An 18,440-nucleotide genomic window follows, 5' to 3' on the forward strand; every position below is an offset into this window, starting at 1 on the left:
GAGTGGCTTTTTTCGTTCTGGCGCAGGCACGCGAAGCAGTGTTGGCAAACAGCACCAAGTGCGTGCACCCCCGGGGAACCCCCGTGCGGGCACGCACCTTGCACTGCTAGCATGCCCGTTCACTTTTGTTGCTGAATGATTGCCTTTGTACTGCGCCGCCTGATCCAGGCCGTGATCGTGATGGTCGCGGTCGCGTTCATCGCCTTCCTCCTTTTCCAATACGTGGGCGACCCCGTCGTGTTCCTGCTGGGACAAGACGCCAAGCCTGACCAGATCCGCGAATTGCGCGCCTCATTGGGGCTCGACCAGCCCTTCTTCGTGCAGTTCTGGCATTTCCTGGTGAATGCCGCACAAGGAGAGTTCGGTCTCAGCCTGCGCCAGGGCGCAAAGGTGTCGCGCCTGATCGGCGAGCGCTTTCCCGCCACGCTCGAGCTCGCGCTCGTGGCCGCCGCGCTGGCGCTGTTCATCGGCATCCCGATGGGCGTGTACACGGCGCTGCGCCGAGGCACCTTCATGAGCCAGGTGTTCATGACCGTGTCGCTGCTGGGCGTGTCGCTGCCCACCTTTCTCATCGGCATCCTGCTGATCCTGGTGTTCGCGGTCACGCTGGGCTGGTTCCCGAGTTTCGGGCGCGGCGAGACGGTGAGCTTCGGCTGGTGGACCAGCGGCCTGTTCCGCGTCGACGGCTGGCACCACATCGTGCTGCCCGCGGTGACGCTGGCGATCTTCCAGCTCACGCTGATCATGCGGCTGGTGCGCGCCGAGATGCTCGAGGTGCTGCGCACCGACTACATCAAGTTCGCGCGCGCGCGGGGCCTGTCGAACCGCGCCATCCATTTCGGCCACGCGCTCAAGAACACGCTGGTGCCGGTCATGACCATCACCGGCCTGCAGCTCGGCGGGCTGATTGCCTTCGCCATCATCACGGAGTCGGTGTTCCAGTGGCCGGGCATGGGGCTGCTGTTCATCCAGGCCGTGACCTTCGCCGACATCCCGGTGATGGCGGCCTACCTCTGTCTCATTGCCTTGATCTTCGTGGTGATCAACCTGGTGGTCGACCTGCTGTATTTCGTGGTCGATCCGCGGTTGCGCGTTGGCAAGGCGGGAGGGCACTGACATGACGACGGCAACCACAGCCGAGGCGCCGCGCCTGCAGGCGTCGGGACGCGCGTTTGCGCACATCGCCAGCTTCTACCCCGAGATCGCGGCGTTTCGCCGCGACCTGCATGCGCACCCCGAGCTCGGCTTCGAAGAGGTCTACACCTCGGGCCGCGTGCGCGAAGCCTTGCGCGCCTGCGGCGTCGACGAGATCCACGAGGGCATCGGCAAGACGGGCGTGGTGGGCATCATCCGCGGCCGCTCGACGGCCAGCGGCCGCATGATCGGCCTGCGCGCCGACATGGACGCGCTGCCCATGCGCGAGGACAACGACTTCGGCTGGCGCTCCGCCAACGACGGCCTCATGCACGGCTGCGGCCACGACGGCCACACCACCATGCTGGTCGGCGCCGCGCGCTACCTGGCCGAGACGCGCGACTTCGACGGCACCGCCGTATTGATCTTCCAGCCCGGCGAGGAAGGCTTCGCCGGCGCGCGCGTGATGATCGAGGACGGCCTGTTCGACCGCTTTCCGGTGAACGCCGTCTACGCCATGCACAACTGGCCCGCCATGCCGGCCGGCACCGTGGGCATCAACCGCGGCGCCATGATGGCCGCGGCCGACCGCATCACCATCCACATCAAGGGCAAGGGCGGCCACGGCGCGCACGCGTACCAGACGGTCGACCCGGTCATCGTCGCCGCGCACATCATCACCGCGGCGCAGAGCATCGTCTCGCGCAACGTGCGCCCCATCGACGCGGCCGTGCTGAGCATCTGCGCGATGCAGGCCGGCGACCTGGGCGCCATGAGCGTGATCCCGGGCGAGGCCACGCTGGTGGGCACGGTGCGCACCTTCAGCGCGCGCGTGCAGGCGCAGGTCGAGCAGCGCCTGGGCGAGCTGTGCACGGCTATTGCCGCGGGCTTCGGCGCCACCGCCCGCATCGAGTACGAGCGCATCTACCCCGCCACCATCAACACCGCGCCCGAGGCCATGTTCGCGGCCGACGTGGCCGAGTCGCTGGTGGGCGCCAAGAACGTGGACCGCAACATGGAGCCCAGCATGGGCGCCGAAGACTTCTCCTTCATGCTGCAGAAAAAAGCCGGCGCCTACCTGCGCATCGGCCAGAACGTGCACAACGGCGCATACCTGCACAACAGCCGCTACGACTTCAACGACGAGATCCTGCCGCTCGGCGCCGCGCTGCATGCCGGCCTGATCGAGCAGGGCATGCCGCTTGCCGCTACCCGCGGTGCGCAGCCAGGAAAAGCAGCCGCCACCGCGGCGACGTGATGTGTTCGATTTCAACCCGAGGAGTGTCCCCATGAGTTTCAAGAAGAGTGTGGCTGCGGCCGCCGTTTTGTGCGCCCTGGGCGCCATCAGCATGGTCGCCGGCGCGCAGACCATCCGCGTTTCCAACCAGGGCGACGCGCTGTCGCTCGATCCGCACTCGCTCAACGAGTCGCTGCAGCTGAGCACCACCGCCAACGTGTATGAAACCCTGGTCGGGCGCAACAAGGACCTGAGCGTCGCGCCGCTGCTGGCCACCAGCTGGAAGCAGACCTCGCCCACGGTGTGGCGCTTCGAGCTGCGCAAGAACGTGCAGTTCCACGACGGCACGCCGTTCAACGCCGACGACGTCATCTTCAGCTTCGCCCGTGCCTCCGGCGACGGTTCGGACATGAAGTCGAACACCACCGACATCAAGGAAGTGCGCAAGGTCGATCCGTACACCATCGAGATCGAGACCAAGGGTCCGTTCCCGATCCTGCCCGACGTCATCACGCAGCTCATGATCATGAGCAAGAAGTGGTGCGAAGAGAACAAGGCCGTCACGCCCGTGGACCGCCGCAAGGGCATCGAGAACACCGCCTCGTTCAAGGCCAACGGCACCGGCCCGTACCGCGTGCGCGAGCGCCAGCCGAACGTGCGCACCGTGTTCACGCGCAACCCCACCTACTGGGGCAAGATCGAAGGCAACGCGCAAGAAGTCATCTTCACGCCCATCGCCAACCCCGCCACGCGCGTGGCCGCGCTCATCTCCGGCGAAGTCGACGTGATGGAGCCGGTGCCGGTGCAGGACATTGCCCGCGTCAACGCCAGCCCCACGGCCCGCGTGATCTCCGGCCCCGAGCTGCGCACCATCTTCCTGGGCATGGACCAGAAGCGCGACGAGCTGCTCTACTCCAGCGTGAAGGGCAAGAACCCGTTCAAGGACAAGCGCGTGCGCCAGGCCTTCTACCAGGCCATCGACATCGTCGGCATCCAGCGCACCGTGATGCGCGGCGCCTCGCGCCCGACCGGCCTGATGGTCGGCCCCGGCATCAACGGCTGGACCGAAGCGCAGGACAAGCGCCTGCCGCTGGACGTCGAAGGCGCCAAGAAGCTGCTGGCCGACGCCGGCTATCCCAACGGCTTCGAGGTGTCGCTGAACTGCCCGAACGACCGCTACGTGAACGACGGCCAGATCTGCCAGAGCGTGGCCTCCAACCTCGCGAAGATCGGCGTCAAGATCAACCTCGTGGCCGAGACCAAGGGCACCTACTTCCCGAAGGTGCTGCGCCGCGACACCAGCTTCTACATGCTGGGCTGGACCCCGACCACCTACGACTCGCACAACGCGCTGACCGCGCTGATGGCCTGCCCCGACGACAAGACCGGCGCCGGCCAGTTCAACCTGGGCGCGTACTGCAACCCGAAGGTCGACGAGCTGACCAAGAAGATCCAGTCCGAGACCGACAAGCCCAAGCGCGACGCGATGATCAAGGAAGCCTTCGACCTGCACACCGCCGACATCGGCCACCTGCCGCTGCACCAGCAGACGCTGGCCTGGGGCGTGAGCAAGAAGGTTTCGCTCACGCAGATGGCCGACAACTACATGCCGTTCAAGTGGATGAGCATCAAGCCGTGATCCCCAGGGCCGCTCTCTGAGCGGCCCGACCATGGGCCCGCTTCTTGCGGGCCCATTCCTTTTTGCCTCACGATGAAAAAAACACTAGCCCGCTGGCTCGACAGCGATGTCGGCTACAGCTTTCGCACCTCGCCGGTGGCGATCGTGGCAGCGCTCATTGCGCTGGTCTGCGTCATCTGCGCCTTGTTCGCCGGATGGGTTTCCCCGCACAACCCGTTCGACCTCGCGGTGCTCGAACTCGGCGACGCCCGGCTGCCGCCCGCGTGGAGCGCCGAAGGCACTTCCAAGTACCTGCTGGGCACCGACGACCAGGGCCGCGACATTCTCTCGGCCGTGATCTACGGCGCGCGCATTTCGCTCATCGTCGGCCTGGTGTCGGTGGTGCTGTCGGTGGCGGTCGGCGTGGTGCTGGGCCTGCTGGCCGGCTTCTTCGGCGGCTGGCTCGACTCCTTCCTCATGCGCGTGTGCGACGTGATGCTGTCGTTTCCGCCCATTCTGGTGGCGCTGCTCATCTCGGGCGTCGGCCGCGCGCTGTTTCCCGGCGCGAACGAGTCGCTGGCCTTCGGCGTGCTGATCATTTCCATCTCGCTCACGGGCTGGGTGCAGTACGCGCGCACGGTGCGCGGCTCCACGCTGGTGGAGCGCAACAAGGAATACGTGCAGGCCGCGCGCGTCACCGGCGTGGCGCCCATGCGCATCATGCTGCGCCACGTGCTGCCCAACGTGATGGGGCCGGTGATGGTGCTGGCCACCATCCAGGTCGCGACCGCGATCATCACCGAGGCCACGCTGTCGTTCCTTGGCGTCGGCGTGCCGCCCACTTCGCCCTCGCTGGGCACGCTCATCAGCATCGGCAACCAGTATCTGTTCTCGGGCGAATGGTGGATCACGGTGTTCCCGGGGCTGATGCTGGTGCTGATCGCGCTGAGCGTGAACCTGCTGGGCGACTGGCTGCGCGACGCGCTCAACCCGCGCCTGCGCTGAACAGAAAAGGACAACGCCACCATGACGCTGCTCCAGGTCAAAGACCTCGTCGTCGAGTTTCCACACCGCCGCGGCACGCTGCGTGCCATCGACCGCATTTCCTTCGACATCGCGCCCGGTGAAATCCTGGGCGTGGTGGGCGAGTCGGGTGCCGGCAAGTCGCTCACGGGCGCGGCCATCATCGGGCTGCTGGAGCCGCCGGGCCGCGTGGCCGGCGGCGAGATCGTGCTGGACGGCCAGCGCATCGACAACCTCGGCTTCGACGCGATGCGGCCCATTCGCGGCCGCAAGATCGGTGCGATCTTCCAGGACCCGCTGACCTCGCTGAACCCGCTGTACACCGTGGGCCGACAACTGGTCGAGACCATTCGCGCGCACCTGCCCGTGACCGAGTCCGAGGCCCGCAAGCGCGCCATCGGCCTGCTGCAGGACACCGGCATTCCAGCGGCCGAGCAGCGCATCGACCACTTTCCGCACCAGTTCTCCGGCGGCATGCGCCAGCGCGTGGTGATCGCCCTGGCGCTGGCGGCGGAGCCCAAGCTCATCGTGGCCGACGAGCCGACCACCGCGCTCGACGTGTCGATCCAGGCGCAGATCATCCAGCTGCTCAAGCGCATCTGCAAAGACCGCGGCGCCGCGGTGATGCTCATCACGCACGACATGGGCGTGATCGCCGAGACCTGCGACCGCGTGGCCGTGATGTACGCGGGCCGCATCGCGGAAATCGGCCCGGTGCACGAGGTGATCCACCAGCCCGCGCACCCCTACACCTCGGGCCTGATGGCCTCGATTCCCGACATGACGAGCGACCGCGAACGGCTCAACCAGATCGACGGCGCCATGCCGCGGCTCAACGCCATTCCGACCGGCTGCGCGTACAACCCGCGCTGCCCGCGCACCTTCGCGCGCTGCCTCACCGACCGGCCCGAGCTGATGCATGCCGGCGCCACGCGCGCCGCCTGCTGGCTGCACGACGGCGCCGACCCGCACGCGGGGCAGGCGCAGATAGCGGCGCAGCACCATGACGCGCTCGCGGCCGGCGAACGCGCCGCGCCCGAGGCGTCCGAACCCCTGGCGGAGGTGACGCGATGAGCGCCGTGATCGAACCCCGTGACAACGCAGGCACGGCCGCGGCCGCGACCGCTTCCACCGGCGAACCGCTGGTGGTCGCGCACGACCTCGCCCGCACCTTCGACGTGTCGCCACCCTGGCTCAACCGCGTGCTCGAACGCAAGCCGCGCGTGCTGCTGCATGCGGTGGACGGCGTGAGCTTTTCCATCGAGCGCGGCAAGACGCTGGCGCTGGTGGGCGAGTCGGGCTGCGGCAAGAGCACCGTGGCGCGGCTGCTGGTGGGCCTGTACGCGCCCACGCGCGGCGGCCTGCAGTTCGACGGGCAGGACGCGCACGCAGCCTTCAAGACGCCCGAGGGCCGCAAGCTGCGCCGGCGCATCCAGATGATCTTCCAGGACCCGTACGCGAGCCTGAACCCGCGCTGGATCGTGGAAGACATCATCGGCGAGCCGCTGCGCGAGCACGACATCCTGACCGACAAGGCCGCGCTGCGCGAGCGCGTGGGCGAGCTGCTGAAATCGGTCGGCCTGTCGCCGCTGGACATGAGCAAGTACCCGCACCAGTTCTCCGGCGGGCAGCGCCAGCGCATTTCCATTGCGCGCGCGCTGGCCACGCAGCCCGAGTTCCTGGTGTGCGACGAGCCCACCTCGGCGCTGGACGTGAGCGTGCAGGCGCAGGTGCTCAACATCATGAAGGACCTGCAGCGCGAGCAGGGCCTGACGTACCTCTTCATCTCGCACAACCTCGCGGTGGTGCGCCACGTGGCCGACCAGGTCGGCGTGATGTACCTCGGGCGGCTGGTCGAGGTGGCCGACAAGCACACGCTGTTCGCGGCGCCGCAGCACCCGTACACGCGCATGCTGCTGGACGCCATTCCGCAGATGAAGCACACCGGCCGCCAGCGCACGCCGGTGCAGGGCGAGGTGCCCAACCCGCTGAACCCGCCCACGGGGTGCGCCTTTCATCCGCGCTGCCCGCACGCCAACGCGCGCTGCGCGTCGGAGCGGCCGAAGCTGCTGAGCATCCGGGGCGTGCAGGTGGCGTGCCACGCGGCCGAAGAAGGGCGCATCTAGCGGGTGTGTTCGGGGGCGCGCCCTGCGCCTCGTCTAGCACCGACCCGTATTTCCGGGTCGGCGCCGCGTGATCGGCGGAAGGTCTATAACTCCTCGGTGCTTTCGTATAAACACACCAAGGAGAACAGCACATGTGGGCCTTGCTCTTGTTGCCCTTCATCGGGCTTCTGTGGCTGCCGTTCTACAACAGCCCCTTGCCCGAGCTGTTCGGCTTTCCCTTCTTCTACTGGTACCAGCTGCTGTGGGTGCCCATTACCGCGCTGCTGATCTGGTTTGTGTACCGCAGCGGGTATGAAGAGGGAGACGAATGATGGACGGCCACGTCAACTGGACCGCGCTCGCGGTCTTCGTCTTCTTCTTCCTGCTGGTCACCGTGATGGGCTTCTGGGCCTCGCGCTGGCAGAGCGGCGGCGCCAGCAGCAAGGGCGCGCATCTCGACGAATGGGGCCTGGGCGGGCGCAACTTCGGCACCTGGATCACCTGGTTCCTGGTGGGCGGCGACTTCTACACGGCGTACACCGTGATCGCCGTGCCCGCGCTGGTGTACGCCGTGGGCGCCTACGGCTTCTTCGCGCTGCCGTACACCATCCTCGTGTACCCCATCGTCTTCGTCATCATGCCCAAGCTGTGGCACGCGGCGCACAAGGCCGGCCACGTCACGGCCGCCGATGTGGTGTACGGGCGCTACGGCTCGCGCGCGCTGGAACTGGCCATCGCGGTGACGGGCGTGGTCGCCACCATGCCGTACATCGCGCTGCAGCTGGTGGGCATGGAAGTGGTCATCAAGGCCCTGGGGCTCACGGGCGAGCTGCCGCTGGCGGCGGCCTTCGTGATCCTGGCGCTGTACACCTACTCGGCGGGCCTGCGCGCGCCGGCGCTCATCGCCTTCGTGAAGGACCTGATGATCTACATCGTGGTGCTGGTCGCCGTGGTGCTGGTGCCCATGAAGCTGGGTGGCTACGCCAGCGTGTTCCATGCGGCCGGCGACGCCTTCGCGGCCAAGGGCGGCGCCACCGGGCTCACGCTGAAGCCCGCGCAGTACCTGCCGTACGCCAGCCTGGCGCTGGGCTCGGCGCTCGCGGCCTTCATGTACCCGCACACGCTCACCGGCATCTTCGCAGCCAGAAGCGCCAACACCATCCGCAAGAACGCCGTGTTCCTGCCGGCGTACACGGTGCTGCTCGGGCTGATCGCGCTGCTGGGCTACATGGCCTACGCGGCCAAGCTCACGGTGAAGAGCAACAACGACGTGGTGCCCGCGCTGTTCAACGCGCTGTTCCCGTCGTGGTTCGCGGGCTTCGCGTTCGCGGCCATCGCCATCGGCGCGCTGGTGCCGGCGGCGGTGATGTCGATCGGCGCGGCCAACCTGTTCACGCGCAACTTCTGGAAGGCCTACGTCAAGCCCGACGTCACACCCGCGGGCGAGGCCAAGGTCGCGAAGATCGTCTCGCTGGTGGTGAAGCTGGGGGCGCTGGTGTTCATCCTGTTCCTGCCCACGCAGTTCGCGCTCGACCTGCAGCTGCTGGGCGGGCTGTGGATATTGCAGACCTTTCCGTCGGTGGTGTTCGGCCTGTTCTTCGGCTGGTTCCGCGCACCGGCCCTGCTCGCCGGCTGGGCGGTGGGTCTGGTGGGCGGCAGCTGGCTGGCGTTTTCGGACGGCATCAAGCCGGTGCACACCTTCGTCATCGGCGACGGCAGCTACACGCTGTACACCGGGCTGACCGCGCTGGTGCTCAATATCGTGGTGGCGGTGCTGGTGCAACTGGTGGTGAAGGGTGGGCCGCTGCGCGAGCCGGTGCTCGCGAGAAAGTGAACCCGCTTCCGGGCGCGCACTGAAAAAAAGTGTGCGCAAAGGCACCGCCTTGCGCCGGAATCTGTTGCAGAGTGCCGCCATGCCAATGACGACGACACTCGCCACTTCCGAACTCGGCCGCCGCGGCTTCCTGATGGGCACCGCCCTGGGCGCGACCGCGGTGCTGGCCTCGCTGGCCTGCAGCGTGCAGGCCGCCGTGCCGGCCCGGCGCATGCCGGTCGTGTTCATCGGCCACGGCACGCCCATGAACGCCATTGCCGACAACGCATTCACCCGTCGGCTGTCGGCCTGGGGCCGCGAGCTGCCGCGGCCCACGGCCATCCTCAGCGTGTCGGCGCACTGGTTGAGCCGTGGCGCCACCGGCGTGGGCGTGCAGGCCAACCCGAAGACGATCCACGATTTCGGCGGCTTTCCGCAGGCGCTGTTCGACGTCGAATACCCGGCGCCGGGCCATCCCGCGCTGGCCCGCGAAACTGCTGGCGTCGTGAAGCAATCCGCGGTGATCGCCACCGACCAGTGGGGCCTGGACCACGGCACCTGGTCGGTGCTGAAGCACCTCTACCCCAAGGCCGACGTGCCTGTGTTCCAGCTGAGCATCGACTACGACAAGCCCGCCGCCTTCCACTACGCCGTGGGCCGCGACCTGGCCGCGTTGCGCGACAGGGGCGTGCTGGTGATGGGCAGCGGCAACGTGGTGCACAACCTGCGCGCCACCGACCGCGGCACGCCCGACGGACCCAGTGCGAGCCGGCCCTGGGCGCAGTCCTTCGACGATGCGGTGAAGTCCGCCTTGGCGGGGCGCGACGACCGCGCGCTGGTCGACTACGAGAAGCTGGCGGGCGCGGGCACCGCGGTGGCGACGCCCGACCACTACTACCCCTTCCTCTACGCCCTCGGTGCCGCAGGAAGCGGCGAGCGCGCGAAGACGGTCTACGAGGGATTCCAGTCGGGCACGCTCAGCATGCGGTGCCTGCAGTTCGGCTGAACGCGCGGCCTTCCGTCAGGTCGGCCGAAAGGGCTGACTACTGCTCTTCGCCCCAGGAGAAGCCGTCGCGCGCAATCATCGCGCTCGACGCGCTCGGGCCCCAGGTGCCGGCCGCATAGGGGCGCGGGCCGCCGTCGGATTCCCAGCTCTCGATCAGCGGCTCCACCCAGCGCCAGGCCTCTTCCTGCTCGTCGCTGCGCACGAACAGGTTCAGCCGTCCGTCGATCACGTCGAGCAGCAGCCGCTCGTAGGCGCCCACGCGCTCGGAGCCGAAGCGCTTGTCGAAGTCCAGGTCGAGCTGCACCGGCGCCAGCTGGGTGGCGGCGCTGTTGGCGCCGTTGTTGCGCTGGCGGTTGTCCTGCGCCTGCGCGAGCATGTGCAGCTCGAGCCCGTCCTTGGGCTGCAGGTTGATCACCAGCTTGTTCACGTTGCCGGCCGGCGCGCGGTAGATGGCGTGCGGGGTGGGGCGGAAGTTGACCTCGATGCGCGCGTCGCGCGAGCCCAGGCGCTTGCCGGTGCGAATGTAGAAGGGCACGCCGGCCCAGCGCCAGTTGGCGATTTCGGTGCGCAGCGCCACGAAGGTCTCGGTGCGGCTGTCGGGCGGCACGCCGGGCTCGTCGCGGTAGCCCTGCACCCGCTCGCCGTAGGCCGTGCCGGCCGTGTACTGGCCGCGCACCGCGTGCAGGTTCAGGCTCTCCGGCGTCCAGGGCTTCAGCGCGCGCAGCACCTTGAGCTTTTCGTCGCGAATGGCGTCCGCGTGCGCGTTGATCGGTGGCTCCATGGCCACCGCGCACAGCAGTTGCAGCGCATGGTTCTGCACCATGTCGCGCAGCGCGCCGGTCTGGTCGTAGAAGGCGCCGCGCTTTTCCACGCCCAGGTCTTCGGCGATGGTGATCTGGATGTTGGCGATGTGCTCGCGCCGCCAGATGGGTTCGAACAGCGCATTGCCGAAGCGCATCGCGAACAGGTTCTGCACCGAGGGCTTGCCCAGGTAGTGGTCGATGCGAAAGACCTGCTTTTCCTCGAGCACCTTGCTCACCGCCGCGTTGATGGCGCGGTTGGAGGCCAGGTCGTGGCCCAGCGGCTTTTCCAGCACGATGCGCGTGCTCGGCCCGTTCAGGCCGGCCGCGGCAATCTGCTCGACCACCTGCGTGAAGAGGGCGGGCGCGGTGGCCACGTACATCACGACCGTGTCGGCGTTGCGCTGCTTGAGCAGCTCGGACAGCCGCGCGTAGTCGTCGGGCTTGGACAGGTCCATGCGCAGGTAGTGCAGCATCGACGCGAACTTCTTGAACTCTTCCGGAGAAGGCCGCTTGGAGCCCTCGACCGCGCTGAAGCGCGACTGGATGAGCTCGCGGTACTGGTCGTCGGAGTGGTCGTCGCGCGCCACGCCGATGATGCGGCCGTCTTGCGGAAGGCTGCCGTGCCTGAATGCCTGAAACAGCGCGGGCATCAGCTTGCGCCATGCGAGGTCGCCGGTGCCGCCGAACAGAACGAGATCGAAGCTCATGAAAAACTTTCCTTTGTCTGGATGCCCGGCAGGCCGCGGGCCGGGTGCAGTCGCGATGGTACTTGTACCGATTTTCTAAACCTGTACTAAAGCTATGCTGACCCGTGGCCGCAAGGCCTTTTTTTGTTGATGAGGCGGAGATTCCCAATGAAGAGCAAGATTTTTACCGCAGCCGCGCTGCTCGGCCTGTCGGCCATGGCCTCGGCCCAGACCGTGAATGTGATCTGTTCGGTGCAGGCCGAATGGTGCAACGTGATCTCCACCGTGTACGCGCGCACCACGGGTGTTCGCATCAACATGGCGCTCAAGGGTTCGGGCGAGGCGCTGGCCCAGCTGATCGCCGAGAAGGACAACCCCAAGACCGACGTGTGGTTCGGCGGCACCGGCGACCCGCACCTGCAGGCGGCCGAGCAGGGCCTCACGCTCGAATACAAGTCGCCCTCGCTGTCGCAGCTGCATCCGTGGGCGCAGCAGCAGGCCAGGCAGTCGGGCTACAAGACGGTGGGCATCTACTCGGGCCCGCTGGGCTTCGGCTACAACCCCGAGCTGCTCGCCAAGAAGAAGCTGCCCGTGCCCAAGACCTGGGCCGACCTGCTCAAGCCCGAATACAAGGGCGACATCCAGGTGGCCAACCCCGCATCCAGCGGCACGGCCTACACCATGATCGCCACGCTGGTGCAGATGATGGGCGAGGACAAGGCCTTCGACTACCTGAAGGCGCTGCACAGGAACGTGGGCCAGTACACCCGCTCGGGCACCGGCCCCATCAAGGCGGTGGCGCGCGGCGAGACCGCGATTTCCATCAGCTTCGTGCACGACGGCCCGGGCGAGAAGATGCAGGGCTTTCCGGTGGAAACCATCACGCCGAGCGACGGCACCGGTGCCGAAATCGGCTCCATGAGCATCGTGAAGGGCGCGCGCAACCTCGACGCGGCCAAGAAGTTCTACGAATGGGCGCTCACCCCCGGCGCGCAGGAACTGGGCGCGGCCAACAAGCAGTTCCAGCTGCCGAGCAACGTCGCCGCCAAGCTCGACCCGCGCATTCCTGATTTCAAGAAGATCAAGTTCATCGACTACGACTACGCCAAGTACGGCGCCAGCGCCGAGCGCCGCCGCCTCATCGCGCGCTGGGAAAAAGACGTCAATTCGCTTCCCCGCTAAGTGAGCGCGCGTTCCAACGAGGGCGCGCCGGTCAACCCGGCGTCGCTGGCCGCGGCACGGCGCTCGCAGCGCTGGATCCGGGCGTGGGTACTGCTGGGTTTTGCGGCGTACCTGCTGCTGCCCTGGTATGCCATCCAGGATGCGACCTGGTACGAAGCCGTTCCCCAGGTGTTCGGCCAGGCCGAGGGCGCCAACGGCCTGATGCAGGCGGCCACGCAAGGGCGTGGCTGGCTCTTCATCGGGCTGGCGGGGCTCGCGCTGTGCGCCATCGGTGCATGGCTGCCGGCCGGCAAGGCGCAGGGGCGCTGGCTGCTGGCCGGGGGCGCCGCGGGCGCCATCGGGCTGGCCGTCGCGGGCTTCACCATCGGCGCCAAGGGCTGGAGCCTTGCCGCGCTGAACACGCAGTTCGGCGAGCTGGCCATCAACCAGTTCGGCATCGGCGCGGGCGGCTTCGTGGCGCTCACGGCGCTGGTGCTGCTGGCGGCCTTCGGCATGGCGCGGCTCGGCCTGTTCAAGGGCGACCTGTTCGTGTCCGCCGCCGTCATCGGCTGCGGCGTGCTGATGGCGCTGTTCATCGCGTACCCGGTGAGCAAGGCGCTGGCGGGTGCGTTCTTCAACGAAGACGGGCACTGGTCCGCCAGCGCCTTCATCGCGCGCGTGTTCACCGAGCGCATCTGGGGTGTGGGCTGCCTGGCCGGCGGCGTGCGCTGCGGCGTGGCCTGGAACACGCTGGTGCTGGCGTTGCTCACGGCCGCGGGCACCACCTTTCTCGGCACGCTGATGGCGCTGATGGCCGAGCGCGGCAGCAAGCGCGGGCAGGGCGCCCTGCGCGTGCTGGCGCTGCTGCCCATCATCACGCCGCCTTTCGTGGTGGGGCTGGGGCTGATCCTGTTGTTCGGGCGTGCCGGCGTGGTCAACCAGGTGCTGGAGAGCGTGTTCGGCATCGAGCCCACGCGCTGGTTCTATGGCATGCCGGGCGTGCTGGTGGCGCAGCTGTTCGCGTTCACGCCCATCGCCTTCATGATCATGCGCGGCGTGGTGCAGGGCATTGCGCCCAGCCTGGAAGAAGCCGCGCAGATGCTGCGCGCCGACCGGCGCCGCACCTTCTTCACCGTGACATTGCCGCTGCTGAAGCCGGGGCTGGCCAATGCCTTCCTGGTGGGCTTCATCGAGAGCATTGCCGATTTCGGCAACCCGGTGGTCGTGGGCGGGCAGTTTTCGGTGCTGTCGACCGACATCTTCTTCGCCATCGTCGGCGCGCAGTACGACCAGGGCCGCGCGGCCTCGCTGGCCTGGGTGCTCACGCTGTTCGCGCTCGGCGTGTTCGCGCTGCAGCGCGGCCTGCTCGGCAAGCAGAACTACACCACCGTGAGCGGCAAGGGCGACGCCGGCATCGCCATGGCGCTGCCCGACGGCGTGCGCCGCACCATCTACTGCGTGGCGCTGCCATGGATCGCATTCACCGCCGTGGTCTACCTGTTCGCCTTCGCGGGCGGCTTCGTGCAGACCTGGGGGCGCGACTACACCTTCACGCTGAACCACTTCAAGAGCGCCTTCGCGCTCGAGTGGGGGCAGTTCGGGCTGGTGTGGGCGGGCACGGCGTGGAACTCGCTGATCACCACGCTCAAGCTGGCGGGCATTTCGGCGCCCATCACCGCGGCGCTGGGCCTGCTCATTGCGTGGCTGCTGGCGCGCAACGAATTCAAGGGGCAGGGCTTCTTCGAGTTCGGCGCGCTGCTGGCCTTCGCCATTCCGGGCACGGTGCTGGGCGTGAGCTACATCCTGGCGTTCAACGTGCCGCCGTTCGAGCTCACGGGCACGGGGCTGATCATCGTGCTGTGCTTCATGTTCCGCAACCTGCCGGTGGGCGTGCGGGCGGGCACGGCGGCCTTCAAGCAGCTGGACCGCTCGCTCGACGAGGCCTCGCTGATGCTGCGCGCATCGACCTCGCAAACGCTCTTCAAGGTGGTGCTGCCGCTCTTGAAGCCGGCGCTGGTGGCCGCGCTGGTCTACAGCTTCGTGCGCGCCATGACGACGGTGAGCGCGGTGATCTTCCTGGTCACCGCCGAGAACGAGCTGGCCACCACCTACATCATCGGGCGCGTGGGCAACGGCGACTACGGCATCGCGCTGGCGTACTGCACGGTGCTCATGGTGCTGATGTCGCTGGCCATCGCGCTGGTGCAGTTCGTGGTGGGCGAGCGCAAGCTGGGGCGGCGCAAGGCGGGGGCACCCGTGGTGGCCGCGCCGGTGCATTGAAACGAGAGAACAAGACATGAGCAACGGCATCGAATTCCGCAACGTCACCAAGCGCTACGGCACCGACAGGAACGCGCCCCTGGCCGTCAAGGGCATCAGCTTCGAGGTGCCCGTGGGGACGCTCACCACCATCCTCGGCCCCTCGGGCTGCGGCAAGACGACCACGCTGCGCATGATCGCGGGGCTGGAGTCGCCGACCTCGGGTTCCATCTTCATGGGCGGGCGCGACGTGACCACGCTGGGGCCGGCCGAGCGCAACGTGAGCATGATGTTCCAGAGCTACGCGCTGTTCCCGCACATGAACGTGATCGAGAACGTGGGCTACGGCCTGCGCATGAGCGGCGCGAAGAAGGAAGAGGCCACGGCGCGCGCCCGCGAGGCGCTGCGCGGCGTGGGCCTGGTCGGCTTCGACGAGCGGCTGCCCAGCGAGCTCTCCGGCGGCCAGCAGCAGCGCGTGGCCCTGGCGCGCGCGCTGGTGCTGGAGCCCGCAGTGCTGCTGTTCGACGAGCCGCTGTCCAACCTCGACGCCCGGCTGCGCCGCGAGATGCGGGAAGAAATCCGCACGCTGCAGCAGCGGCTGAAGCTCACGGTGGCCTACGTGACGCACGACCAGAGCGAGGCGCTGGCCGTGAGCGACCAGATCATCGTGATGGACCACGGCGTGATCGCCCAGCGCGGCACGCCCGAGCAGCTCTACGGGCGGCCCGAGAGCGAGTTTGTCGCGGGCTTCATGGGCGAGGCGATGGTGTTCCCCGCCACGGCGCAGGCCGACGGCAGCGTGTCGCTGGGCCCGCTGCGCGTGCAGCCGCGCTACGCGGTGGCGCCCGGCAGCGTGAAGGTGGCAGTGCGCCCCGAGGCCTGGCAGATCGGCGCCATCGACGGCTTGCCGGCCACGCTGCGCAAGGCGGCGTACCTGGGCAGCTTCTACGAATATGGCTTCGACACCACCCTGGGGCCGGTCTTCGTGATGTCCACCGACCTGTCGCGGCCGCTGGCCGCCGGCACGCGGACCACGCTGTCGCTGGGAGCCCATGGCGTGAGCGTGGTGCCCGGCGCATGAAACAATGGCGCCATGAACGTGGTTTTCGATCTTGGCGCCGTGCTGTTCGCATGGGAGCCCACCCGCCTGGTACAGACGCATCTCGCGCCACACGCCCCCACTGAAGCCGCCGCGGCTGCCTTGGGACGGGCCCTGTTCCATCACGACGACTGGACCAGCTTCGACTGCGGCACCCGCACGCTGGACGACGCCATCGCCCGCATGTCGGCCCGGCTGGCCCTGCCGGCCGAGGCGCTGCACACCATGCTCGAAGGGCTGGGCGAGCGGCTGGAGCCCATCGGCGTGACGGTCGGCATGCTCGAGGAACTGATTTCGCACCGCGACGCCGGCCACCCGCTGCGGCTGTACTACCTGTCGAACATGCCCGCGCCGTACGCCCGCGCCATCGAGCGCCGGCATGCGTTCATGCGGCGCTTCGACGGCGGCGTGTTCTCCGGGGACGTGAAGTTCCTGAAGCCCGAGCGCGAGATCTACGAGGTGCTGGCCATGCGCCACGGCCTGGACCCCGAGCAGACCGTGTTCATCGACGACTCCGCCGCCAACGTGGAAATGGCCCGTGCCTTCGGCTGGCACGCCATTCATTGCACCGCGCCGGCCACGTTGCCGTCGCAGTTGCAGCGTTACCTGCCGGTCAACACCACCTTGTCGGTGTCGAACCCCAGGCTGCGGGCGTAGTCAAGTTCGGCTTCCAGCACCGCGGCGTCCACCCGCGGCGCGCGCGACAGCACCCAGAGGTACTCGCGGTTGGGCGTGCCCACCAGCGACACCTGGTACTCGCGGTCCAGCTTCAGGATCCAGTAGTCGCCCCACACCATCGGCAGCCAGCTGAGCCACGACGGCGCAAAGCGCACCTCGAGCCGGCCGGCACCCGGCTGGCCCGCCACCGGCACCACGCGCGCGCTGCCGATGGCCTCGTCGAAATTGCCGTCGGGCCGCACGCAGCGGTTCAGCACCTGCACGGTGCCATCGGGCTGGGGCGTGTACTCGGCGGTCACGGGGCCGCCGCAGTTCTTCTGGAAGCGGTTCGGCAGGCGCGCCTGCTCGTGCCAGATGCCCGCATAGCGCTGAAGGTCGACCGGCGCCACCACCTGCAGCGGCGCGCGCATCAGCGGAGCGCCGTCGGCCGGGCCGGCGGGCTGGGCGCGCGCGGTGCGTGCCGCGCCCAGGGCCAGCCAAGTGGCCACGCCGCCGACAACGAAGGCCGTGGCCATGACACCGATCGCCTGGCTGGTGCGGCGGTCGTCGAAGGGCGGGGGCCGGACGGCGGGCGCGGCGCGGGCGCCGATACGGCGGGGGCGTTGGGTCATGGGGGCACTCCTGAAAGGGGATGGAAACGTTCGCTTGCCTGCAGCCTAGCCCCGGGGCAGACCCTTTGGCCGTCAGTCGCGGACCACAGCCCCTGTAGGGCGGAAAGGCTGGAACACACCGACAACCCCACGGGCATCAGGCTGATGGAGCGGTGCGAAAACACGTGCTACGGTGCGCATGAAAACATCGGCCGACGCGCAACTGCGTGCAGGACTTGTCACCACCCGCACAGGATAATGATTTCATGAACCAACTCGATGCCCTCCGCCAGTGGACCACCGTCGTCGCAGACACCGGTGACTTCAAGCAGCTCAGCGTTTCCAAGCCGCAGGACGCGACCACCAACCCGTCGCTGATCCTGAAGGCCGTTCAAAAGCCCGAGTACCGCCCCCTGCTCGACGACACCGTGAAGAAGCACGCGGGCAAGCCGCTGGACGAGGTCATCGACCGCCTGCTGGTCAATTTCGGCACCGAGATCCTGCAGATCATTCCGGGACGCGTGTCCACCGAAGTCGATGCGCGCCTGTCGTTCGACACGGCTGCCACCATCGCCCGCGGCGAGCGCATCGTGGCGCTGTACAAGGCCGAAGGCATCGACACCGAGAAGCGCCTGCTCATCAAGGTCGCTTCCACCTGGGAAGGCATCGAGGCCGCGCGCGAGCTGCAGAAGCGCGGCATCCACACCAACCTCACGCTGCTGTTCTCGTTCGCGCAGGCCGTGGCCTGCGGCGACGCGGGCGTGCAGCTCATCTCGCCCTTCGTGGGCCGCATCTACGACTGGTACAAGAAGTCGGCAGGCGCCAAGTGGGACGAGGCCGCCAGCGCCGGCGCCAACGACCCGGGCGTGAAGTCGGTGCGCCAGATCTTCGAGTACTACAAGCAGCACGGCATCAAGACCGAGGTGATGGGCGCGAGCTTTCGCAACGTGGGCCAGATCAAGGCGCTGGCCGGCTGCGACCTGCTGACCATCAGCCCCGAGCTGCTGGCCGAGCTGGCCGCGAGCAACGAGCCGCTCGAGCACGCGCTCGACGCCAAGGCCGCCGCAAAGCAGAACGATGCGAAGAAGGTGAGCTACGACGAGGCCGGTTTCCGCTTCGCGCTCAACGAAGACGCCATGGCCACCGAGAAGCTCGCCGAGGGCATCCGCGCCTTCGCGGCCGACGCCGTGAAGCTCGAGAAGCTCATGCAGGAAAGCGGCAAGTAACC

General features: G+C 68.0%; 16 protein-coding genes. 14 read left to right on the forward strand and 2 right to left on the reverse strand.

What is annotated here, in order from left to right; genetic code table 11:
• Positions 1 to 135 precede the first annotated feature (135 nt).
• The 9 genes from AB6807_RS17175 (at position 136) to ygiD (ending at position 9,936) form a co-directional block, all read left to right on the forward strand.
• The gene (locus AB6807_RS17175; protein WP_371085508.1) at positions 136 to 1,116 is read left to right on the forward strand and encodes an ABC transporter permease; all 981 of its coding nucleotides are present in this window, start codon (positions 136 to 138) and stop codon (positions 1,114 to 1,116) included.
• Between the two features lies 1 nt (position 1,117).
• Positions 1,118 to 2,392 carry a M20 aminoacylase family protein gene (locus AB6807_RS17180; RefSeq protein ID WP_116912268.1) on the forward strand — a complete coding sequence of 425 codons (1,275 nt, stop codon included), beginning with the start codon at positions 1,118 to 1,120 and terminating at the stop codon, positions 2,390 to 2,392.
• Positions 2,393 to 2,423: 31 nt separating this feature from the next.
• A complete protein-coding gene (locus AB6807_RS17185) occupies positions 2,424 to 4,010 on the forward strand; it encodes an ABC transporter substrate-binding protein (protein WP_116912267.1) in 1,587 nt (528 codons plus the stop codon).
• Positions 4,011 to 4,082: 72 nt separating this feature from the next.
• Positions 4,083 to 4,994: an ABC transporter permease gene (locus AB6807_RS17190; RefSeq protein ID WP_116912266.1), complete on the forward strand. Its 912-nt coding sequence runs from the start codon at positions 4,083 to 4,085 to the stop codon at positions 4,992 to 4,994.
• Between the two features lie 21 nt (positions 4,995 to 5,015).
• Complete coding sequence (locus tag AB6807_RS17195; RefSeq protein ID WP_116912265.1) at positions 5,016 to 6,086, forward strand: ABC transporter ATP-binding protein; 1,071 nt, start codon at positions 5,016 to 5,018, stop codon at positions 6,084 to 6,086.
• A complete protein-coding gene (locus AB6807_RS17200; RefSeq protein WP_371085509.1) occupies positions 6,083 to 7,138 on the forward strand; it encodes an ABC transporter ATP-binding protein in 1,056 nt (351 codons plus the stop codon). The genes AB6807_RS17195 and AB6807_RS17200 overlap by 4 nt, the downstream gene beginning before the upstream one ends.
• Positions 7,139 to 7,269: 131 nt before the next feature.
• Complete coding sequence (locus AB6807_RS17205) at positions 7,270 to 7,449, forward strand: DUF3311 domain-containing protein (protein ID WP_371085510.1); 180 nt, start codon at positions 7,270 to 7,272, stop codon at positions 7,447 to 7,449.
• Positions 7,449 to 8,951 carry a monocarboxylate uptake permease MctP gene (mctP, locus tag AB6807_RS17210; protein WP_286513422.1) on the forward strand — a complete coding sequence of 501 codons (1,503 nt, stop codon included), beginning with the start codon at positions 7,449 to 7,451 and terminating at the stop codon, positions 8,949 to 8,951. Before AB6807_RS17205 ends, mctP begins: the two co-directional genes overlap by 1 nt.
• A gap of 85 nt (positions 8,952 to 9,036) precedes the next feature.
• Positions 9,037 to 9,936 (forward strand): 4,5-DOPA dioxygenase extradiol, encoded by a 900-nt coding sequence (ygiD, locus tag AB6807_RS17215; RefSeq protein ID WP_371085511.1) that lies wholly within the window; start codon positions 9,037 to 9,039, stop codon positions 9,934 to 9,936.
• 37 nt (positions 9,937 to 9,973) lie between these two features.
• On the opposite strand, the gene zwf is transcribed toward ygiD, so the two are convergent.
• A complete protein-coding gene (gene zwf, locus AB6807_RS17220) occupies positions 9,974 to 11,446 on the reverse strand; it encodes a glucose-6-phosphate dehydrogenase (protein WP_116912261.1) in 1,473 nt (490 codons plus the stop codon).
• A 147-nt stretch (positions 11,447 to 11,593) separates the two neighbouring features.
• Here zwf and AB6807_RS17225 point away from each other — a divergent pair, with 147 nt between their 5' ends.
• From AB6807_RS17225 to AB6807_RS17240, 4 genes are read left to right on the forward strand one after another with little or no spacing between them, the layout of a single operon-like run.
• Complete coding sequence (locus AB6807_RS17225) at positions 11,594 to 12,607, forward strand: ABC transporter substrate-binding protein (RefSeq protein WP_116912260.1); 1,014 nt, start codon at positions 11,594 to 11,596, stop codon at positions 12,605 to 12,607.
• Positions 12,608 to 14,866 (forward strand): ABC transporter permease, encoded by a 2,259-nt coding sequence (locus AB6807_RS17230; RefSeq protein ID WP_371085513.1) that lies wholly within the window; start codon positions 12,608 to 12,610, stop codon positions 14,864 to 14,866.
• Between the two features lie 16 nt (positions 14,867 to 14,882).
• Positions 14,883 to 15,926 carry an ABC transporter ATP-binding protein gene (locus AB6807_RS17235; protein ID WP_371085514.1) on the forward strand — a complete coding sequence of 348 codons (1,044 nt, stop codon included), beginning with the start codon at positions 14,883 to 14,885 and terminating at the stop codon, positions 15,924 to 15,926.
• Between the two features lie 12 nt (positions 15,927 to 15,938).
• Positions 15,939 to 16,601, forward strand: coding sequence for an HAD family hydrolase (locus tag AB6807_RS17240; RefSeq protein ID WP_371085515.1), 663 nt, complete (start codon positions 15,939 to 15,941; stop codon positions 16,599 to 16,601).
• Here AB6807_RS17240 and AB6807_RS17245 read toward each other — a convergent pair.
• Complete coding sequence (locus tag AB6807_RS17245) at positions 16,547 to 17,233, reverse strand: lipocalin family protein (protein WP_286513411.1); 687 nt, start codon at positions 17,231 to 17,233, stop codon at positions 16,547 to 16,549. The genes AB6807_RS17240 and AB6807_RS17245 overlap by 55 nt on opposite strands.
• Before the next feature lie 245 nt (positions 17,234 to 17,478).
• On the opposite strand from AB6807_RS17245, the gene tal reads away from it, so the two are divergent.
• A complete protein-coding gene (gene tal, locus AB6807_RS17250) occupies positions 17,479 to 18,438 on the forward strand; it encodes a transaldolase (RefSeq protein WP_116912255.1) in 960 nt (319 codons plus the stop codon).
• Positions 18,439 to 18,440 lie beyond the last annotated feature (2 nt).

Origin of the sequence: Variovorax sp. RCC_210, assembly GCF_041355175.1 — a bacterium.
Classification (GTDB): domain Bacteria; phylum Pseudomonadota; class Gammaproteobacteria; order Burkholderiales; family Burkholderiaceae_C; genus Variovorax.